Annotated in this window: 17 protein-coding genes and 2 tRNA genes; 8 read left to right on the top strand and 11 right to left on the bottom strand. The window is 41.1% G+C overall.

Annotated features, from left to right (window positions below):
- Nucleotides 1-618, top strand: a complete 618-nt coding sequence (locus F903_RS01435; RefSeq protein WP_005193932.1) for a DUF1294 domain-containing protein — start codon at nt 1-3, stop codon at nt 616-618.
- A gap of 24 nt (nt 619-642) precedes the next feature.
- The gene (locus F903_RS01430) at nt 643-1,035 is read left to right on the top strand and encodes a DUF4870 family protein (RefSeq protein WP_005193930.1); all 393 of its coding nucleotides are present in this window, start codon (nt 643-645) and stop codon (nt 1,033-1,035) included.
- Between the two features lie 143 nt (nt 1,036-1,178).
- Here the strand turns inward: F903_RS01430 and F903_RS01425 are convergent, their stop codons facing one another.
- The 8 genes from F903_RS01425 to hisB form a co-directional block, all read right to left on the bottom strand.
- Entirely contained in the window at nt 1,179-2,363 is a 1,185-nt protein-coding gene (locus F903_RS01425) for a Fic family protein (protein WP_005193929.1), read from the bottom strand.
- Nucleotides 2,364-2,478: 115 nt separating this feature from the next.
- Nucleotides 2,479-3,321 (bottom strand): DMT family transporter, encoded by an 843-nt coding sequence (locus F903_RS01420; protein WP_051065073.1) that lies wholly within the window; start codon nt 3,319-3,321, stop codon nt 2,479-2,481.
- A 120-nt stretch (nt 3,322-3,441) separates the two neighbouring features.
- Complete coding sequence (locus F903_RS01415) at nt 3,442-4,293, bottom strand: universal stress protein (protein WP_005193924.1); 852 nt, start codon at nt 4,291-4,293, stop codon at nt 3,442-3,444.
- A 116-nt stretch (nt 4,294-4,409) separates the two neighbouring features.
- Nucleotides 4,410-5,897, bottom strand: a complete 1,488-nt coding sequence (locus F903_RS01410) for a SulP family inorganic anion transporter (RefSeq protein ID WP_005193922.1) — start codon at nt 5,895-5,897, stop codon at nt 4,410-4,412.
- Between the two features lie 235 nt (nt 5,898-6,132).
- On the bottom strand, nt 6,133-6,864 hold the full coding sequence (gene hisA / locus F903_RS01405; RefSeq protein ID WP_004673294.1) for a 1-(5-phosphoribosyl)-5-[(5-phosphoribosylamino)methylideneamino]imidazole-4-carboxamide isomerase: 732 nt from the start codon (nt 6,862-6,864) through the stop codon (nt 6,133-6,135).
- A 172-nt stretch (nt 6,865-7,036) separates the two neighbouring features.
- On the bottom strand, nt 7,037-7,576 hold the full coding sequence (locus F903_RS01400; protein ID WP_005193921.1) for a DUF805 domain-containing protein: 540 nt from the start codon (nt 7,574-7,576) through the stop codon (nt 7,037-7,039).
- Nucleotides 7,577-7,725: 149 nt separating this feature from the next.
- Nucleotides 7,726-8,343, bottom strand: coding sequence for an imidazole glycerol phosphate synthase subunit HisH (hisH, locus tag F903_RS01395; protein ID WP_005193920.1), 618 nt, complete (start codon nt 8,341-8,343; stop codon nt 7,726-7,728).
- Nucleotides 8,343-8,936, bottom strand: a complete 594-nt coding sequence (gene hisB / locus F903_RS01390) for an imidazoleglycerol-phosphate dehydratase HisB (protein ID WP_004673288.1) — start codon at nt 8,934-8,936, stop codon at nt 8,343-8,345. Before hisB ends, hisH begins: the two co-directional genes overlap by 1 nt.
- A gap of 104 nt (nt 8,937-9,040) precedes the next feature.
- Here hisB and F903_RS01385 point away from each other — a divergent pair, with 104 nt between their 5' ends.
- From F903_RS01385 to F903_RS01370, 4 genes are all read left to right on the top strand, one after another.
- Nucleotides 9,041-9,418, top strand: a complete 378-nt coding sequence (locus F903_RS01385; RefSeq protein WP_004673286.1) for a GNAT family N-acetyltransferase — start codon at nt 9,041-9,043, stop codon at nt 9,416-9,418.
- A gap of 107 nt (nt 9,419-9,525) precedes the next feature.
- Nucleotides 9,526-9,601 (top strand) — tRNA-Phe (locus tag F903_RS01380).
- A gap of 152 nt (nt 9,602-9,753) precedes the next feature.
- Nucleotides 9,754-9,829, top strand: a tRNA-Phe gene (locus F903_RS01375).
- Between the two features lie 221 nt (nt 9,830-10,050).
- On the top strand, nt 10,051-10,704 hold the full coding sequence (locus F903_RS01370) for an IS1595 family transposase (protein ID WP_005193918.1): 654 nt from the start codon (nt 10,051-10,053) through the stop codon (nt 10,702-10,704).
- Nucleotides 10,705-10,734: 30 nt separating this feature from the next.
- Here F903_RS01370 and F903_RS01365 read toward each other — a convergent pair whose 3' ends face one another.
- The 3 genes from F903_RS01365 to ompR all read right to left on the bottom strand — a co-directional run bounded on the left by F903_RS01365 (nt 10,735) and on the right by ompR (nt 14,607).
- The gene (locus F903_RS01365; RefSeq protein ID WP_005193916.1) at nt 10,735-12,249 is read right to left on the bottom strand and encodes an acetyl-CoA hydrolase/transferase family protein; all 1,515 of its coding nucleotides are present in this window, start codon (nt 12,247-12,249) and stop codon (nt 10,735-10,737) included.
- A 121-nt stretch (nt 12,250-12,370) separates the two neighbouring features.
- The gene (locus F903_RS01360; protein WP_005193914.1) at nt 12,371-13,825 is read right to left on the bottom strand and encodes an ATP-binding protein; all 1,455 of its coding nucleotides are present in this window, start codon (nt 13,823-13,825) and stop codon (nt 12,371-12,373) included.
- Between the two features lie 17 nt (nt 13,826-13,842).
- The gene (ompR, locus tag F903_RS01355; RefSeq protein ID WP_004673280.1) at nt 13,843-14,607 is read right to left on the bottom strand and encodes an osmolarity response regulator transcription factor OmpR; all 765 of its coding nucleotides are present in this window, start codon (nt 14,605-14,607) and stop codon (nt 13,843-13,845) included.
- A 459-nt stretch (nt 14,608-15,066) separates the two neighbouring features.
- Between ompR and F903_RS01350 the strand changes: the two genes are divergently transcribed.
- Together F903_RS01350 and F903_RS16310 are read left to right on the top strand one after the other, a co-directional pair.
- Nucleotides 15,067-17,424, top strand: coding sequence for a Tex family protein (locus F903_RS01350; RefSeq protein WP_005193913.1), 2,358 nt, complete (start codon nt 15,067-15,069; stop codon nt 17,422-17,424).
- Nucleotides 17,425-17,812: 388 nt separating this feature from the next.
- Nucleotides 17,813-18,097, top strand: coding sequence for a DUF805 domain-containing protein (locus F903_RS16310; RefSeq protein ID WP_416202005.1), 285 nt, complete (start codon nt 17,813-17,815; stop codon nt 18,095-18,097).
- Nucleotides 18,098-18,216 lie beyond the last annotated feature (119 nt).

Raw genomic sequence — 18,216 nt, 5'->3', positions numbered from 1 at the left:
ATGCGAGATCAAGGACGTTTAGTGGAATGGTTTGATGACAAAGGCTATGGCTTTATTCAACCCAATGATGCGAAGAAAGAGCGAGTTTTTCTACATATTAAAGACTTTGCTCGTACTGGGCCAAGACCGATTGTGGGCTGTGCTTTAGATTATTTGGTGATTTTAGATGAGCGCGGTCGCTATCGTGCGCAACAAGTTGTTTATTTGAAAGCATCACAAGTGATTGAGCATAAAGCCGCGCCTGTTCGACCGACCACAGCGACTGGATGGTCGCCGATGAAAGTCGGGATTGGGGTTTATATTGTCTTTATGGTGATTGCGAGTTTTAGCAAGCTATTACCGCCGTTTACTTTGCTCTTTGTAAGCTTGATGAATGCACTAAGTTACTGGTTGTATTCTCAAGACAAAGAGGCAGCGCAATTGGGCAATCGTCGTATACCCGAACAGACTCTGCATATCGTTGATTCTTTAGGAGGATGGTGCGCTGGTTGGCTTGCTCAACAAAAACTGAGACATAAAACACAAAAACAACCATTTCGTAAGATTTATTTCTGTACCATAGCCTTTCATATATTGTTGATATGTTGGTTAATTTCTCCACTCAATATTTTTCATTGAGGGAGGTTTTGGAGCTAAATAAAAATGAATTACTCTGTTGATCAAGACCCGAATCGTACTTTGACCTTGATTCTTTATGTGCTTTATATTATTGCGATTTTTAGCGGTGGTTTATTGGCGATCATTGCCTTGATTATTAACTATGTGAAACGTAGCGATGTACAAGGTTCAATTTTTGAAAGCCACTTTACTTGGCAAATTCGCACATTTTGGTGGTATTTAGCGTGGAATATTATTGCATTTATCCCATTTTTCTTCCTGTTTTTGACAGGCGATAATCCAAATGCATTTGCTGGTGTTGCACTGTCTGGCACGGTTTTCTGTGTATCGGTTATTTTTGTTGCATGGATATGGATCGTTTATCGTGCGATTCGTGGTTTGATTGCGTTAAATGATAATAAACCGATGTATTCGTAAGATGAAAAGTTGATAGAGACACCTCTATCAACTTTTTTTCTAAAAATGTCAGTAAAAATGTCAGTGCTATTTTAATATATATCAAATGATTAAATCATTTTAATGGTAGTAAATGTCAGTAAAAATGTCAGTGATCTTACACTTTAGAAGAGCAATTTTCCATGATGCTCTTTTAAAAAGCCCATTTTCACGATTTTATCAATATCTCTAAAGTAAGTGCGTTCGGTTTTCCCTGTAAATAGTGCTTGAACCACCGCTTGTTTATAAAGTTCGCTTGGTGAAAAAGAAACGCTCTCTTTCGCAATCAATGACATATAAAGAGTGACAACTTGAAATTGTCTTTCAGATAGTATTTTTTGATTTCGTGCTTCATTAAGTGCATTCTTATAGAGTAGAAAACGAATTAAATCATCACCTTGATCATGTAATAAATTAATTGTTCCAAGCATTCCTGTCGCCATGAAATCAACAAAGCCGTGGTGTGCCAGAGGTTCTTTCTTATCTGCTAACTTACGGCATTGGTTAAATAAAGCAAAATATTGGTGGATATTTTCTTGATAATATTTCCAAATCGCAGATGAGCTAAAACGGTAACCAGATTGCTCTAAAATCAGCATTTCAATTAAGCGACCTGTCCGACCATTACCATCCCAAAAGGGATGGATTAATTCAAAATAATAATGTGCCAGACTTGCTCGAACGAGTGCAGACTGTTGAATGATCGCAGGACTATTCAACCACTCGACCCATGCAAGCATAAGATATTCTATATCTTCAAGGCATTTTGGGGGACGATAAGAACCACCATGTTCAGGATCACCGACACGTGTTTGTTGTGTTGGTTGATTGTTTCGAAATTGCTTAGGAGGGTTATTTTGCTCATCAATACTTTGAGAGACTAACTGATGTAATGTAAGTACGTGGTGTAGCGAAATATTTTGGCCTTGATTGGGTTGCAGTTCTTGATGACTAAATTGTTTAATCCACTCAATTGCTTGTTTTAAATTCGTTAATCTTTTTTCAGCTGTTTTTTGGATTAACTTTGGATCGGTTTTAAGAATTTTTTCAGTTTCAGCTTCACTGAATTCACCACCTTCGATTGTATTGGTACTATAAATACTACTGGCAAGCACTTTGTCCTGCATTTGATCGATGATCTGTGGTAACCCTGGCATTTTATTAAAACGTCTTTGGGCATCGTTGATGCGGTCAATGATGGCCTGCAACTTTTCTAAATCTAAATTTAAACTAAAAGTAAATGAACCAGATTTATAGGTCATTATTCTTAAAGTATGATCATCTAGCCATGTTTTACTCAGTTCAGGCATAATTTTCTCGGGAAAATGTCAGTAAAAATGTCAGTACTTTTTTAATATATCTCAAATGATTACAGTATTCCAATGGAAAAAAATGTCAGTAAAAATGTCAGTCTTTTTGATTGTACTAAAATTCTTTATCTTTCAGGTTCTTCTTAAAAGACCTCAATTTCAACTCACTCACCAAAACCCCTAAGACCACCAGTAAACCACCAAATAATGCCAGTAGCGGCAACCTTTCACCTGCGATACGCCCAAATAATCCTGCCCAAACAGGTTCGCCAGCATAAATGATGGCAGCACGGCTTGGATCAACCATACGTTGTGCCCAATTCATCACAAATTGAATCAATGCACTGGCAAGCCCTAATCCCACTGCGATCATCACTAAGGGCCAAGAAAAAACTGGAATACTATGTTCACCAACAAGGGGCATACTGGCAAATGACAATCCAGAAGCAACCACCAACTGAACCACCGTGACACGTCTCAGATTCACTTTTCCTGCAAAATATCCGATCAAAATAATTTCTAAAGCGATCACAACGGCACAGATCAAAGTGAGCATTTGCCCATAATTTAAATTGATACTCGAAAAACCATTCCCAGTTAAAAAGACTAAACCGATAAATGCCAAGGCTGTACCGATCCATGTCATCAAGGAGGGGCTTTTCTGGAAAATGATCCACATCAATATGGGAACGAGTGGAACATAAAGCGCTGTCAGAAAGGCCGATTCACTACTCAGGATCGTTTGCAGGCCAATGGTTTGTGTACCATAACCAATGGCAATCATGAGACCAATTGCTGTACCTGCAAGAGTTTCCTTGAGCGTCAAACCAGCCATGGACTTCACCGAAATAAGCAAGATCACCAATGCCGCCACCGCAAAACGACAACCGACAAAAAACATCGGCGTACTAAAATTCAGCGCATATTGCACCGCTAAAAAAGTACCACCCCAAATCATAGTAATAAAAATCAGGGCGAGTTGAGGCGTATAGGCGTTAAATCTTGTCACAACAGTTCCTAAAGCGACACTTCATTTAGCAGAGCTAAATACCTTGCTAAATGAAATGTTTCCCCGAGCTTATCTTAGCAATAGCACAGGTTTTGTGGAGCGAACTAATAGTTTTGTGGTGGTGCTACCAATAAAGAATTGACGGATTTTGGAGTGTCCATAAGCACCGATCACTATTAAATCAATATTCTTTTGGTCGGCGTAATTCAGAATACTTTCATCAACATCACCTTCCAAAGTGCTTAATGTCATATTAAAGCCTTGTGACTCTAATTGTTCTTTTGCCCAAGCAAGTTGAGTGTGTATTTCTTGGTTGGGTTGACCTACATAGACCAGATGTGCAGCGAGTCCTTTAAGTAAAGGGCTATTCGCAATCTTCTCTACGCACTTCTTCGCCGTTGCACTGCCATCAAACGCCACTAAGAAAGATTGAGGCTGAGTGAAGGGTGATGAAGCAATTAAAACAGGTTGGTGAATGGCACGGACTACATTCTCGATTTGTGTGCCTATTTTATCGGAATGGTATGCAGTTTGAGTACCATGTTTTCCCATGATCAGCACACGTATATCATCTTCTAACGCGACAATGGTTTCTAACAAACTGCCACGACGTTGGAAGCTATGTACATCGAGACTGAAGTTGTCTAGCACATATTTTTTTGCCTCACGAAGCAAAATTTTGCCATGCTCAATCTCAATTTTTCCTCGACGTTCATCTAGCTCTACTAACTCATTTAATAAGCTTTCTCGACTTCCCAAGCCAATCGCACCGCTTAAATCCTGTGGTACTTGCGCTCTCGGCGTATCGATCACATGTAAAAGTTCAAGTGGCGCATTCAGTTTTTGGCTAAACCAAGCAGCATAATCACATACCGTATTTGTGCCGATTGAACCATCAATACACGCAATAATTTTTGACATTGTTATAATTTCCTTTTAGGGACTTCTTTCATCAATCCCTCTTGCGGAACTTCAATCGTTCCTCATTCTCCCAGTGGGAGAAACATAAAGAGGGAATAAAGTATGATGAAAGCGGTCTAGTGATTGTCCAAACGATCTAGCGCATTTGGTTTGTCATGTACACCAAATTTATCAACCATCGTTTGACTTGCTTCATTCATCCCGATCAGTTCAACATCCGTTCCTTCACGTTTAAATTTAATCACAACTTTATCAACGGCTGCTACAGCTGAAACATCCCAGAAATGCGCTTGACTAACATCAATTACAATTTTTGAAATTGCTTCTTTGAAATCAAATGATGCCGTAAATTTATCCGCAGAACTAAAGAAGATCTGACCAGTAACCACATAGGTACGGGTACTTTCAGTTTCATCGAAAACAGATTGAACTGCCATATAACGTTCGATTTTATTGGCAAAAAATAGCGCAGATAACAGCACACCGATGAGTACACCATAAGCCAAGTTATGGGTTGCCACAACAATCGCAACGGTCGCGATCATGACGATATTACTTGAGAGTGGGTATTGGCGAATATTTCTGAGTGAATCCCAGTTAAATGTACCAATTGATACCATGATCATCACAGCGACCAATGCAGCCATCGGAATGATTTTCAGCCAATCACTAATGAACACCACCATGATCAACAAGAATATACCTGCACAGAATGTAGATAAACGAGTACGACCGCCAGATTTAACATTAATAATGGATTGACCAATCATGGCACAACCCGCCATACCACCCATAAAACCAGAGGCGATATTGGCTACCCCTTGGCCTTTACATTCGCGGTTTTTGTCACTCGAAGTATCGGTTAAATCATCGACAATCGTGGCTGTCATCATCGACTCAAGCAAACCCACGGCGGCCATCGCTGCTGCATAAGGGAAAATAATACGAAGTGTTTCTAAGTTCAGTGGAATGTCTGGTAGCAAGAACACAGGCAGAGTATCAGGCAATTGACCCATATCTCCGACGGTACGAATGTCGAGTCCCATCAGAGTTGCAACAATGGTTAAAACCACAATGGTCACCAAAGGCGATGGAATTAATGTTCCGATTTTAGGGATGTATGGGAATAAATAAATAATCGCTAAACCTGCCGCAGTCATCGCATAGACATGCCATGTGACATTGGTGAGTTCAGGTAACTGTGCCATAAAAATCAAAATTGCTAAGGCATTCACAAAGCCGATAACGACAGATTTAGACACAAAGCGCATAAATTGCGCCAGTTTTAAATAGCCTGCCACAATTTGCAGGACCCCTGTCAGGATCGTCGCAGCGAGTAGATATTCCAGTCCATGCTCTTTTACCAGCGTAACCATGAGTAATGCCATTGCACCTGTTGCAGCGGAAATCATACCTGGGCGACCGCCAACAAAAGAAATCACAACTGCGATACAGAACGACGCATATAGACCAATTTTAGGATCTACACCTGCAATAATCGAAAATGCAATTGCTTCAGGAACGAGTGCTAAAGCAACAACAAGACCCGCCAGCACATCGCCGCGGATATTGGAGAACCATTGTTCTCTTACATTGGAAAACATAGAAATAGCCTATTTCTTTAAGAATATAAAAAGGCTAGTGATGTGATATATAAAAAACACACGACTACACCACATCACTAGACAGTGATGAGTTCATTACAAATAAGAGGTAAAAAAACTAAGGTGGCGTAAGTGTCATTATAAAATTGGAGAGTAAGATAAAAATCGGTACAAGGATAACATTTAAGCTTAAAAAGCTCTAGCCATTATTTAAATCACTAGAGCTCTTGATCAATTACAAACGATCTTCATCCAACAATAACTGCGCGTCACGAAGGCTCAATGTACCTTCATAAATTGCACGACCTGTGATCGCGCCTAAAATGCCCGTTTGGCCTTTTAGGTTACGCACATCATCAAGATTGGTCACACCACCTGATGCAATCACAGGCAAGCCTGAATATTGTGCCAAATTGACGGTTTGTTCAACGTTAACGCCTTGCATCATGCCATCACGAGCGATGTCAGTGTAGACAATGCTTGACACGCCTGCATCGGCAAAACGCTTGGCAAGATCAGTGGCTTTAACATCTGTGACATTGGCCCAGCCATCGGTTGCAACCATACCATTGATGGCATCAATACCAACGATGATATGACCTGCAAAACGTTTACATGCTTCGTCCACAAACGCAGGATCTTGAACCGCTTTAGTTCCAATAATCACAAACGAGACACCCGCTTCTAAATAGTGTTCGATCGTTTCAAGTGAGCGAATCCCGCCGCCGATTTGAATTGGTAGTTCAGGTTGAGCACGGGCAATTGCTTCAACCACAGGTTTATGAATTGGCGTACCAGCGAAAGCACCATTTAAATCAACTAAATGTAAACGGCGCGCGCCTTCATCAACCCAGTGTTGTGCAGTTGCGACAGGATCATCAGAGAAAACAGTATCGTCTTCCATACGGCCTTGTTTTAAACGAACACATTTGCCATCTTTCAGGTCAATTGCAGGGATGATTAGCATGCTTTCGCTCCTTGCGTCATCATAGAGTTTAAATTGACTACATATTAGCAAAGTATTGCTCAATCGCTAAGCTTTGGATGTTAGACGACAGCGTCTTTCTTTAAAGTTTTATACAAAGAAAAAAGCCAAGTCTAACAACTTGGCTAATCAATATCTAAATTCTGTCATTTATTTATTCAGAATAGTCCTGTTGATATTCCATTTGGATTTGTTGGCTTCGTTCAATGTAACCCTGATAAGCTGGCAGCGCGATTGCTCCGATAATACCGAAAACAAATGCCAGTGGAATAATCACAATATAGATCCAGCCAAATACTTTTTCCCAACCTGCTGTTTCCCGCAGAGGACCATAACTATTTTCACCGTCCGAGCCTTTTGCAGCGAGTAGATAGATTAAAAATATAAGGTTAAAGACGGGAATAAGCATTAACAATGATAGCCATCCAGTTTGATTGCGATCATGTAAACGGCGAATAGTAAAAATAAAAGAGACATAGATCATTGCAACATAAATCACAATGAAAAGTAGTACGGTGATTAAGGGGAAATCATCGCTTACTAGAAGATTGCCACCAAAACTTGCGAAGGCCAAAATGAAAATCACGATACAGAAAACAATCGTCATTAACAATGTCCATGCGGCAAAAGACAATCGGCCAAAACGACCTTTAGGACTTAGCGGTTTATCTACGGTTTGGATAGGTGAATTCATTTTTATTCCTATTTAGGTGTTCTTATACAATTGTTAAAATGGAGTGATCTGTATAGATGCGAATAATAAAGAAAATAATATGAGAATTACAGAATATTTTGATAAAAGCAGATCAAATGAACAAATTTGATCTGCTTTGGTTTTTCTAATTAGATGTTCCATTCCACAAAGTTTTTTAATAACTGTAAACCTGCGGTATGACTCTTTTCAGGGTGGAATTGTGTGGCAAATAAATTATCTTTATGAATCGCGGTACAAAAGTTCACGCCATAATCGCAAGTTGCTGCGATCACAGATGAATCTTGTGGTTCAACATAATAGCTATGCACAAAATAAAAACGCGCATCTTGTTCGATGTTATTCCACATCGGATGGCTTGGATCAAGTTGATGTACTTGGTTCCAGCCCATGTGCGGTACTTTTAAATTTGGCATTTCAGGAAAATGTTTAACTACGCCGTCAAAGATACCGAGCGCAGCAACGCCACCATTTTCTTCGGATGTTTGCAATAAGGCTTGCATGCCTACACAAATCGCCAAAACAGGCTTGTTGAATGCAGCTTGACGAACCACTTCATCAATACCAGCTTCGTGCATACCTTGCATACAGTCGCGCATCGCACCAACACCCGGAAATACGATTTTATCGGCTTTGGCGATCAGTTTAGGATCATTGGTCACGTCAACCGTTGCGCCGACATGTTCCAAGGCTTTTGCAGCAGAGTGCAAATTGCCCATGCCATAGTCAAGTAAAGCAATACGCGTCATTACAAACTACCTTTGGTCGAAGCAATGGTATTTTCTGCGCGTGGATCAACTTCACATGCCATACGCAAAGCACGCGCTAGAGCTTTAAACACGCTTTCAATCTGATGATGGCTGTTTTTACCTTTCAAGCTATCAATATGTAAGGTCATCAGAGCGTGATTGACAAATCCCTGAAAAAATTCAGAGAATAAATCGACATCGAAGCTGCCAATACGGGCACGCGTGAAGGGGATATCCATAAATAAACCAGGACGACCTGACAAATCGACCACAACACGAGACAATGCTTCATCTAAAGGTGCATAAAAATGACCATAGCGGCGTAAGCCTTTTTTATCACCCAAAGCTTGCGCAAAGGCTTGCCCTAAGGTGATTCCACAGTCTTCTACTGTGTGATGATCGTCAATTTCAAGGTCGCCATCACAATGAATATCAATATCAAATAGACCATGGCGCTTGATTTGATCAATCATATGGTCTAAAAATGGAACTCCAGTGTTGAGTGTGCCTTGACCAGTACCATCGAGATTGAGACGAACTCGAATTTTTGTTTCGTTGGTATTTCTTACCACTTCACTGATACGTTGCGTCATGGACACGTTCCTCAAAAAACGTCAAAAATGATTGAATTAAAAACCGAAAGTTTCGCTGTGACGAAAAAGTGACAGCATCATAGTTTGCTCAGGAGGGTTAATCAATGCCTATTACAGTACATGCCTACAGTTCTTTAGACCAACTAGGAATCCGTACTCAGCTAGAGCGACTCTATGATACCAGCCCAGAGTTCGGAGATGGGCAAGATGCGATGGAGCAACTTGAACAAAATCTACAGCAATATACCACAGTTTATACCGCTGAATTTAACAGCAAAATTATAGGTGCAATCTGGGCAACAGGGCAAGGAGAAAGCCGTGTTTTAGAATATATTGTGGTGCATCCTGCCAATCGTGGGCGTGGTGTCGCTGAACGTTTAGTTGAAGAGGTCTGTCGTTTTGAAGAAGAGCAAGGGGTAAAGTTATTTGAGCCGGGATGTGGTGCAATTCATCGCTGCTTATCCCACATTGGGAAAATCTAAAGCAGGTTGGAGCATTACTGGCTTTGTTGCAAAATTAAACGCTAGGTAGAAAAATCCGCAAATTTGCTTGACGGATTTTGACAAACATTGTTTAATACGCCCACTTTGGCGCGATAGCTCAGTCGGTAGAGCAACGGATTGAAAATCCGTGTGTCCCCAGTTCGATCCTGGGTCACGCCACCATGATTTGTATTTTCAATCCCTGATCCCATCAGGGATTTTTTTTGTCCAAAAACTTTTGCAGTATACTTTTTGGATAAGAAATGGTCATTTAAATCAAAAGCTCAGGATAGTTGTTGACTATTTATCTGAGATACGGCTTAATACACGCCATTGGCGCGATAGCTCAGTAGGTAGAGCAACGGATTGAAAATCCGTGTGTCCCCAGTTCGATCCTGGGTCACGCCACCATATTCAAAAAACCCCAAACGAAAGTTTGGGGTTTTTTTATGGAAAATCGAAACCAATGACAACGCATTTCAAATGCATAATTAACTGACGCCGATTGCTCAAGCTAACTATTACATTGTGGATGTATGATAAAAAGCAGAAAAGCATGCTTCCACATGCTTTCCTGCTGCAAATATAACTGTAGGGGCTGTAGTAGATTAGCATTGTGATAATCTACTTTTATGAAGATAACTAGATGTAAATTAAATAGAAAAATTCAGATAAGGTTGTTAGCGTTTTTCATTGCCGAAGTTACTGCTAGAACTGCTGCTGATTTATTGGGAATTCAACCTAACTCCGCAGCTCTGTTCTACAAGAAAATTCGTCAAATCATTATGTTTCACCTTGACCAAGATGCCATTGAAGTGTTTCAAGGACAAATTGAATTGGATGAAAGCTATTTTGGTGGAGCACGTAAAGGAAAGCGTGGTAGAGGTGCTGCTGGTAAAGTGATTGTTTTTGGTTTACTCAAGCGCAATGGTAAGGTCTATACGGTCATTGTACCTGATACTAAATCGAGTACCCTAATGCCTGTAATATCAAATAAAATCACTCCTGATAGTGTTGTTTATACAGATCACTGGCATAGTTATAATGCTTTAGATGTTGCAGGGTTTAGTCATTATAGAATCAATCATTCAAGCCATTTTGCTGATGGTCAGAATCATATCAATGGAATTGAAAACTTTTGGAATCAGGCAAAAAGAGTACTTCGAAAATACAATGGTATTGACCGAAATGCCTTTTCATTGTTTATTAAAGAATGTGAGTTTCGATTTAATTATGGCAGCCCAAAGCAACAGTTGAAAACACTATTAAATTGGACTGCAATTTAACCTTATCTACTACAGCCCCTAACTGTATTGTTAAGCTGATTTTGCTGTTTTGATTGGTGCTAGCATCTGTCCCGTTTCTTCAAAGTTAGCATGCCAAGACAGCGCTTCACGTAGGATGTGAGGAGTGTGACCACCTCTTGCACAAGCACGATCAGAATAGTCATTTAATGCAGCTTGATACAATGGATGTACACAATGGTCGATAATGACACGTGCGCGCTCACGCGGTGCTAAACCACGCAAATCTGCCAATCCTTGTTCTGTCACCAAAATATCCACATCGTGCTCACAATGATCCACGTGGCTCGCCATCGGAACGACCGAAGAGATATCTCCGCCCTTGGCAATCGATTTAGTCACAAAAATGGCAAGATGTGCATTACGGGCAAAATCGCCTGAACCGCCGATACCATTCATCATTTTGGTACCACAAACATGGGTTGAGTTGACGTTGCCATAAATATCAAACTCTAGCGCCGTGTTAATCCCAATAATGCCTAAGCGACGTACGATCTCTGGATGATTTGAAATTTCTTGTGGGCGTAATACCAGTTTGTCTTTGTATTGATTTAGGTTGCCAAAAACACGCTCGCCACATTTTGCCGATAATGTAACGGAGCTGCCTGAGGCAAACTTCATTTTACCAGCATCGATCAATTCAAAAGTACAGTCTTGTAGCACTTCTGAATACATCACCAGATCTTCAAAATTCGAATCTTTTAATCCTGTTAAAACGGCATTGGCAATCGAACCAATCCCTGCTTGTAACGGACCTAAATTTTTTGCTAAACGACCTGCCGCAACCTCTTGTTCAAAGAAGGCAATGAGATGATTGGCAATCGCTTGTGTTTCCGCATCGGGTGCAGTTACGGTTGAAGGAGAGTCGGCGGTGTCGTTGAGTACGATGCCTACAATTTTTGCTGGGTCGATCGGAATCGCCGTTGAGCCAATACGATCGTCCACTTGAGTTAAGGGGAGTGGTGTTCGTGTCGGACGATAGCTTGGAATATAGATATCATGTAAGCCTTCAAAGTCTTCGCTCAATGCAGTGTTGATTTCCACTATGACTTTTTCCGCAAAGATCGCAAAGCTGGCAGAGTTGCCCACAGAAGTGGTGGGTACAATATGACCTTGTTCGGTTATGGCAACCGCTTCAATCACTGCAATATCTGGGCGTTTGAGCTGCTGATTACGCATTTGCTCGACGGTTTCAGATAAGTGCTGGTCCACAAACATGACTTCGCCATTGTTGATGGCACGACGTAAGGTGCTATCGACTTGGAAGGGCATACGACGCGCCAAGACACCTGCTTCAGTCAATTGCTTGTCTAAATCATTACCGAGGCTTGCACCTGTAATTAATGTGATTTTTAATGGATTTTTTTTAGCACGATTGACCAGTGCTTGTGGAACGGCTTTTGCTTCACCTGCACGGGTGAAACCACTCATGCCAACGGTCATACCATTTTCAATAAAGCTGGAAGCCTCATCAGCGCTCATAACTTTGTCATGTAGGCTGTGAAGGCGAATGCGACTTAAAGACATCATCCATTCTCAATGTTGCTTTTTATAAGCGTTGGATTTTAGCGCTAAAATGTGAAAAGTGTATTGATTTTAGGCTAAGGTCTAACGCAAATCACAGTATATCTGATCAGAAAATGTCTCTCTAAAAATGTCCCGTCAGCGTTTGTCTGATTTTGTCGATGGTGTTGTTTTGTGGCTCATCCGTTTTTTCGCTTGGAATGGGCAATGAAATGACCACTTCTAAGCCACCTTGTTCGCGGTTGCGAATATTGATTTGCCCTTGGTGAATATCAACAATACGCTTCACGATCGCAAGGCCAAGTCCACTGCCTTGAACGGTGCGGGCTGAATTTCCACGCACAAACGGTTGCATCAACTCTTCGACCTGATCGGGAGGAATGCCCTCGCCATGATCAGCTACGGTAATGAGAATATGATCATCGACATGGCTGGCAGAGAGTTCAATCGGCTCAGAACCATAACGTTTCGCGTTATTGAGCAAATTGGCGATTAAACGTTTCAAAGATAAGCTACGTGCTGGAATGATCGGTAACTGTTGTGCTTCAAACTGAATATCGAGCGGTTGGAATTGCACCACCAACTCTTGGAGTAAGGTGTTGAGATTGGTCTCTGTCAGCTCTTCATCAGAACCATCACGCATATAAGAAATGAATTGATTTAAAATCGCATCCATATCATCCACATCGTAGATCAAGCCTTCTCGAAAGAATTCATCAGGTAGCATTTCTGCGGTTAAACGAATACGCGTCAACGGGGTGCGGAGGTCATGTGAAATGCCTGCCAACATGATTTGCCGATCACGTTCTGTTTGTTCAAGGGTATAGACCATGTGATTAAAGGCTTGATTCACTTGGCGGATTTCAAGTGGGCCGTGATTGGTGTCGAGATATGGTGCTTTGCCTGTTTTACTATAATTGTTGGCGGCATTTTGTAATCGACGTAAGGGGCGATTCATCTGGCGGACCAGAATGAGAATAATAATTGAAGAGAGAATAGGCACACCAAATAACCATGATGCAATCAACTCGACACTGTAATTATCATAGGTTTTGAGTGGTTCGCGGACCCAGTTGCCATTCATTTCTGGTGTTTGAATCCAGATGCGTGGAATCGGTTTAAATTTGAAATAAACCGTCACGTCTTTTACACCTAACTCTTTGGCGAGTTTGGCTTCAATTTGGTTGGTAAATAATTCAGCAAGGAATTTCTCTTCAACTTTAGGAAATTCTTTGGGATCGGTAACGTACTCGATGCCAATACGGTTCTTTAACCAGTCATCAATATCGACTTCGGTATCTCGGTGTAAAATCCGAATATCGGGATTGTTAATGAGTTCAAGTTCAATCGCGAGATAACGCGCATGTTGTTGCAACTCAGGTAAATACAAGGTACGCCAAAAGAACCACAAAGACATAAATAGACTGAAAAAGACCATGGACAGTACCAAGAGGGTGGTACGCATGGCAGCAGAACGCGGTTTGATTTTATCTAAAAAACGTTCCCATTTTGTTCGCGGCCTTTCAGAGTAGGTCGCGAAGTCAGTAAATTCTTGCGGATCAATTGGTTCAAGTTTCAATGTCTAGTTTCCTACGCTCATTCCGCACCATCTGGAACAAAAACATAGCCTACACCCCAGACAGTTTGAATATAGCGTGCACGTGCTGGGTTGTCTTCGATTAAGCGACGTAAGCGAGAGACCTGTACATCGATTGAACGCTCCATTGCGCCCCATTCACGACCACGTGCGAGATTCATCAGTTTGTCGCGCGTCAATGGTTCACGTGGATGTTGGACCAGTGCTTTGAGCACGGCAAACTCACCTGTGGTCAGCGTCACAACTTGACCTTCACGGGTTAGGGTTCGGGTGGAAAGATCTAAAGCCCAAGGTCCAAAACTGACGACCTCAACGTGCTGGCTCGGTGCACCTGGTACTTCACGCACCTGACGACGTAATACTGCACGAATACGTGCCAGTAACTCATTTGGATTGAACGGTTTTGGTAGGTAATCATCTGCCCCTGCCTCTAGGCCCGCGATACGGTCTGAGTCACTGCCACGCGCAGTAAGCATAATGATCGGGGTGTCAATATTGGATTGACGTAAGCGACGACAGATACTTAATCCATCTTCAACCGGTAACATAAAATCAAGGACGATGAGCGAGAACAACTCACGTTGTAGTAAACGGTCCATTTGTGTCGCGTCATGGGCAGTTTTAACTACAAAGCCTTTGTCTTCGAGGAAGCGTTGTAAAAGCGTACGCAAGCGCACATCATCATCGACCACTAAAATGCGTTCGACCCGGTCTGTTTCATGGTGAACAGTTTCCGTCGATTCTGCAGGTACAACTAAACTCATGCTGTGCTCCTTTATCGTTTATTGTCATCGTCTTTATGCAATGCTATAGGGGCTATTTATATTTCAACCCTGCTTTGCGTTATCGGCTAAAATCTAGCACCGTATACGGCTTATGTCGCAATGAGAGCTATAGCTCGTAAGGTGAATGTGAATAGACTCTGTAGTATACGACTCATTGCACAGTCTTGGCTATGTTATAAAGCAACAAATATTGCCAATAAAATCAAGAGAAAGATACCAAATATATACAGGTAAAATTATGACAATCAATCTATTTTTCAATATTTAGGCTGAAAAAGCTCGGTATTTTAGAAACATTGTTCAATTAGCATAATCTGTAGGGTTTGTGGGGAAAGAAGTAACCCTATGCACAATATTTTAAAAAAACAATAGTGGATTTTATAGCCATGGACTTTATAATCATTGCTTTTAGACTCAACCCTTGTGGAATCAATCACGATGACTGACTTAGTTCAGCAGTTGGCAAATGAACTTGCCGTACGTCCAAACCAAGTAGAAGCTGCTATTCGTTTAATTGATGAAGGCGCTAGTGTTCCTTTTATCGCACGTTACCGTAAAGAGGTCACTCAAGGCTTAGACGATACGCAATTACGTCAACTTGATACACGTTTAACTTACTTGCGTGATTTGTACGAGCGTCGTGAGAAAGTGATCCAGTCTTTACAAGAACAAGATAAATTGAACGATGATTTATTGGGGCGTGTAAATGCTGCTGAAACCAAGAATGCGTTAGAAGAAATTTATGCGCCGTACCGTCCGAAACGCACCAGCAAATCATTTAAAGCAAAAGAAGCGGGTTTAGGTGTTATTGCTGAAAAGATTATTAATGATCAAATTGATCCAACTGAAGCTTTAGCTGGTTTTAGTCATGAAGACTATCCAGATGTTGAAAGCCAGCTTGATGCAATTCAGCATATTTTAATTGATGATTGGGCACAAAATATCGCCTTAACCACTGAATTAAAACAAACTTTTTCTAAAACAGCAGTGTTGAAAAGTGCGGTCGCTTCTGAAGAGAAAAAAGAAGTCGGCAAAAAATTCCGTGATTATTTTGAGTTCTCAGAAAACTTAAATAAAGTACCTTCACATCGTTTATTGGCGATGTTACGCGGTCGTCAAGAAAACGTATTGGGCTTGAAAGTGGATGGTGAAGATGATGCACCATTGGCACGTATCGAAACGGAATATAATCTTGAACAGATTCAACCGCAAATACGCCAAGATTATTTAAAACAAACTGCAAAATTATTTTGGTTGGGTAAGATTCGCCCACAAATCGAACATTCATTATTAACAGATAAGCGCTTAACCGCAGAAGCTGAAGCAATGGATGTCTTTGCAGAAAACTTACGTCATTTATTGCTTTCTGCACCAGCAGGCAGTCGCACCACCTTAGGTGTAGATCCTGGTATTCGTACTGGTGTGAAGCTTGCCGTGGTGAGTGATGCAGGTGATGTACTTGCACATAGCACCATTTATCCATTTGCACCGAAAGAAGATAAAGCCGGTTCGATTGCTGAGCTTACGCGTTTATGCCGAGAGTTCCACGTGGAACTTATTGCGATTGGCAATGGTACAGCGAGTCGTGAAACTGAAGCTGTGGTTGCAGAAATGATGGCAGCCAATGCTGACTTGAAACTGACACGTATCACGGTGAGTGAAGCAGGTGCATCAGTTTATTCTGCAAGTGAATTGGCTTCGCAAGAATTACCTGACCTTGACGTGTCAATTCGCGGTGCAGTCTCAATTGCCCGTCGTTTACAAGATCCATTGGCTGAGCTTGTTAAAATCGACCCGAAATCAATCGGTGTAGGTCAATACCAACATGATGTCAATCAAACAGGTCTAGCAAAAACCCTGGATGCTGTGGTTGAAGACTGTGTGAATGCTGTTGGGGTGGATGTGAATACCGCTTCTCCTGCGATTTTGGCTTATATTGCGGGTCTGAATAAATCCATTGCACAACAAATCTTTGAATATCGTAAAGAACATGGTCGCTTTGATAGTCGCCAAGCATTGAAGAAAGTACCACGTTTAGGCGAGCGTACTTTTGAGCAAGCAGCAGGATTTTTGCGTATTCAGGATGGTACAGAGCCATTGGATGCGTCAGCCGTTCACCCTGAGAGTTATGGCGTGGTTGAAAAAATCGTTGCGGCGAAAGCGACCACAGTCAAAGACATCATTGGTAATACTGAAATTATTCGTCAAGTCAAAGCAGATGAGTTTGTTGATGACAAATTTGGTTTGCCGACCATTCAGGATATTTTGGCTGAATTAGAGAAGCCTGCGCGTGATCCACGTCCAGAGTTCCGTACTGCAAAATTCCGTGACGACATTACCGAAGTTGCACAACTCACTGAGGGTTTGCAGCTTGAAGGTGTAGTGACCAATGTTACGAATTTTGGTGCTTTCGTAGATGTAGGTGTGCATCAAGATGGTTTAGTGCATATTTCTGAACTTGCCAATGAATTTGTTTCTGATCCGCATAAAGTAGTGAAACCAGGTCAAATTGTACAAGTTCGTGTGATTCAAGTGGATGCAGAACGTAATCGCGTCAACTTGAGTATGCGTGCGGAAGGTTCTGCGCCTGTGAAAGCGCCTCGTCAGCAACAGCGTCCACAGCAAGATCGTCCTGAACGTTCTGAGCGTAAGCCTCAAGGTCAGCGTCCACCACGTAAAGAAGGTGACTTTAAACGTCCGCAAAATAACAAGCCAAAAACCGAGAAACCACAAGAGCAAAAAATTGGTGGTTTAGGTGCGTTGTTATTGCAAGCAGGCATTAAAGGATCTAAATAAAAGTTGTTGTTTGCTGTTTAATAGCTTTTAAGTTCAAGCTAGCTCTTGTTTTAAATACTTTTTCTATGAAAGGGAAGTTGATTAATCAGCTTCCTTTTACTTTACAAAAATTAGATCAATTAAAATTATGAATTTTTATAGGGGGTAATATGAGAAATCAACAATTGATAAATGACCATCCGTTGCTGTGGAGAGGGCGATTTTCAAGATTATCTTATCTGGCATGGATGGGATTAACATTTATACTTTTTGTTTGTGTACTGTTTTTTGATTTTTTTCGTTTAGGTTTGTGCATCCAGTCGAAATCTATTCGCTTGACATGATTTCTAAGGCTTTTTTTCCGTCAATCATTTTTATGATTACATCATTTTATCCTTTCTTTGTTTTTATGATCAGGCGGTTACACGACTTAAATCAATCTGGATGGTATTCACTTTTTTCACTCGTACCAATTCTGAGTTTTTTCTTCTATTTCTATTTAATGTTTGCCAAAGGTCAAGATCGACGCAATACTTATGGCAATTATCGGGAAACGCCTTTGTGGGAAGGGTTTTTAGGCTTAGCCACAGGCGGTTTGATGTTAGGGGTGATTGGTGTAACGATTTACGCATTTTTTAAACCACGAAATGCTGAACAATCTTCTAGAATATTACAGATTATGTTGGGATTGTAATTTTTTCAGAATATAAGTTTTGACCACTTTGGTATGTTCTTTTCTAAACCATATACAGTCTAATATGTAAAAACCTTCCTTCGGGAAGGTTTTTTGTTTGGGCGGATTAAGTGATAGAT

Origin of the sequence: Acinetobacter sp. NIPH 298, assembly GCF_000369505.1 — a bacterium.
In the GTDB taxonomy this organism is placed as follows: Bacteria; Pseudomonadota; Gammaproteobacteria; order Pseudomonadales; family Moraxellaceae; genus Acinetobacter.
Note: the sequence above shows the minus strand (reverse complement) of the source record. Positions and strands in the feature narration are given on the sequence as shown.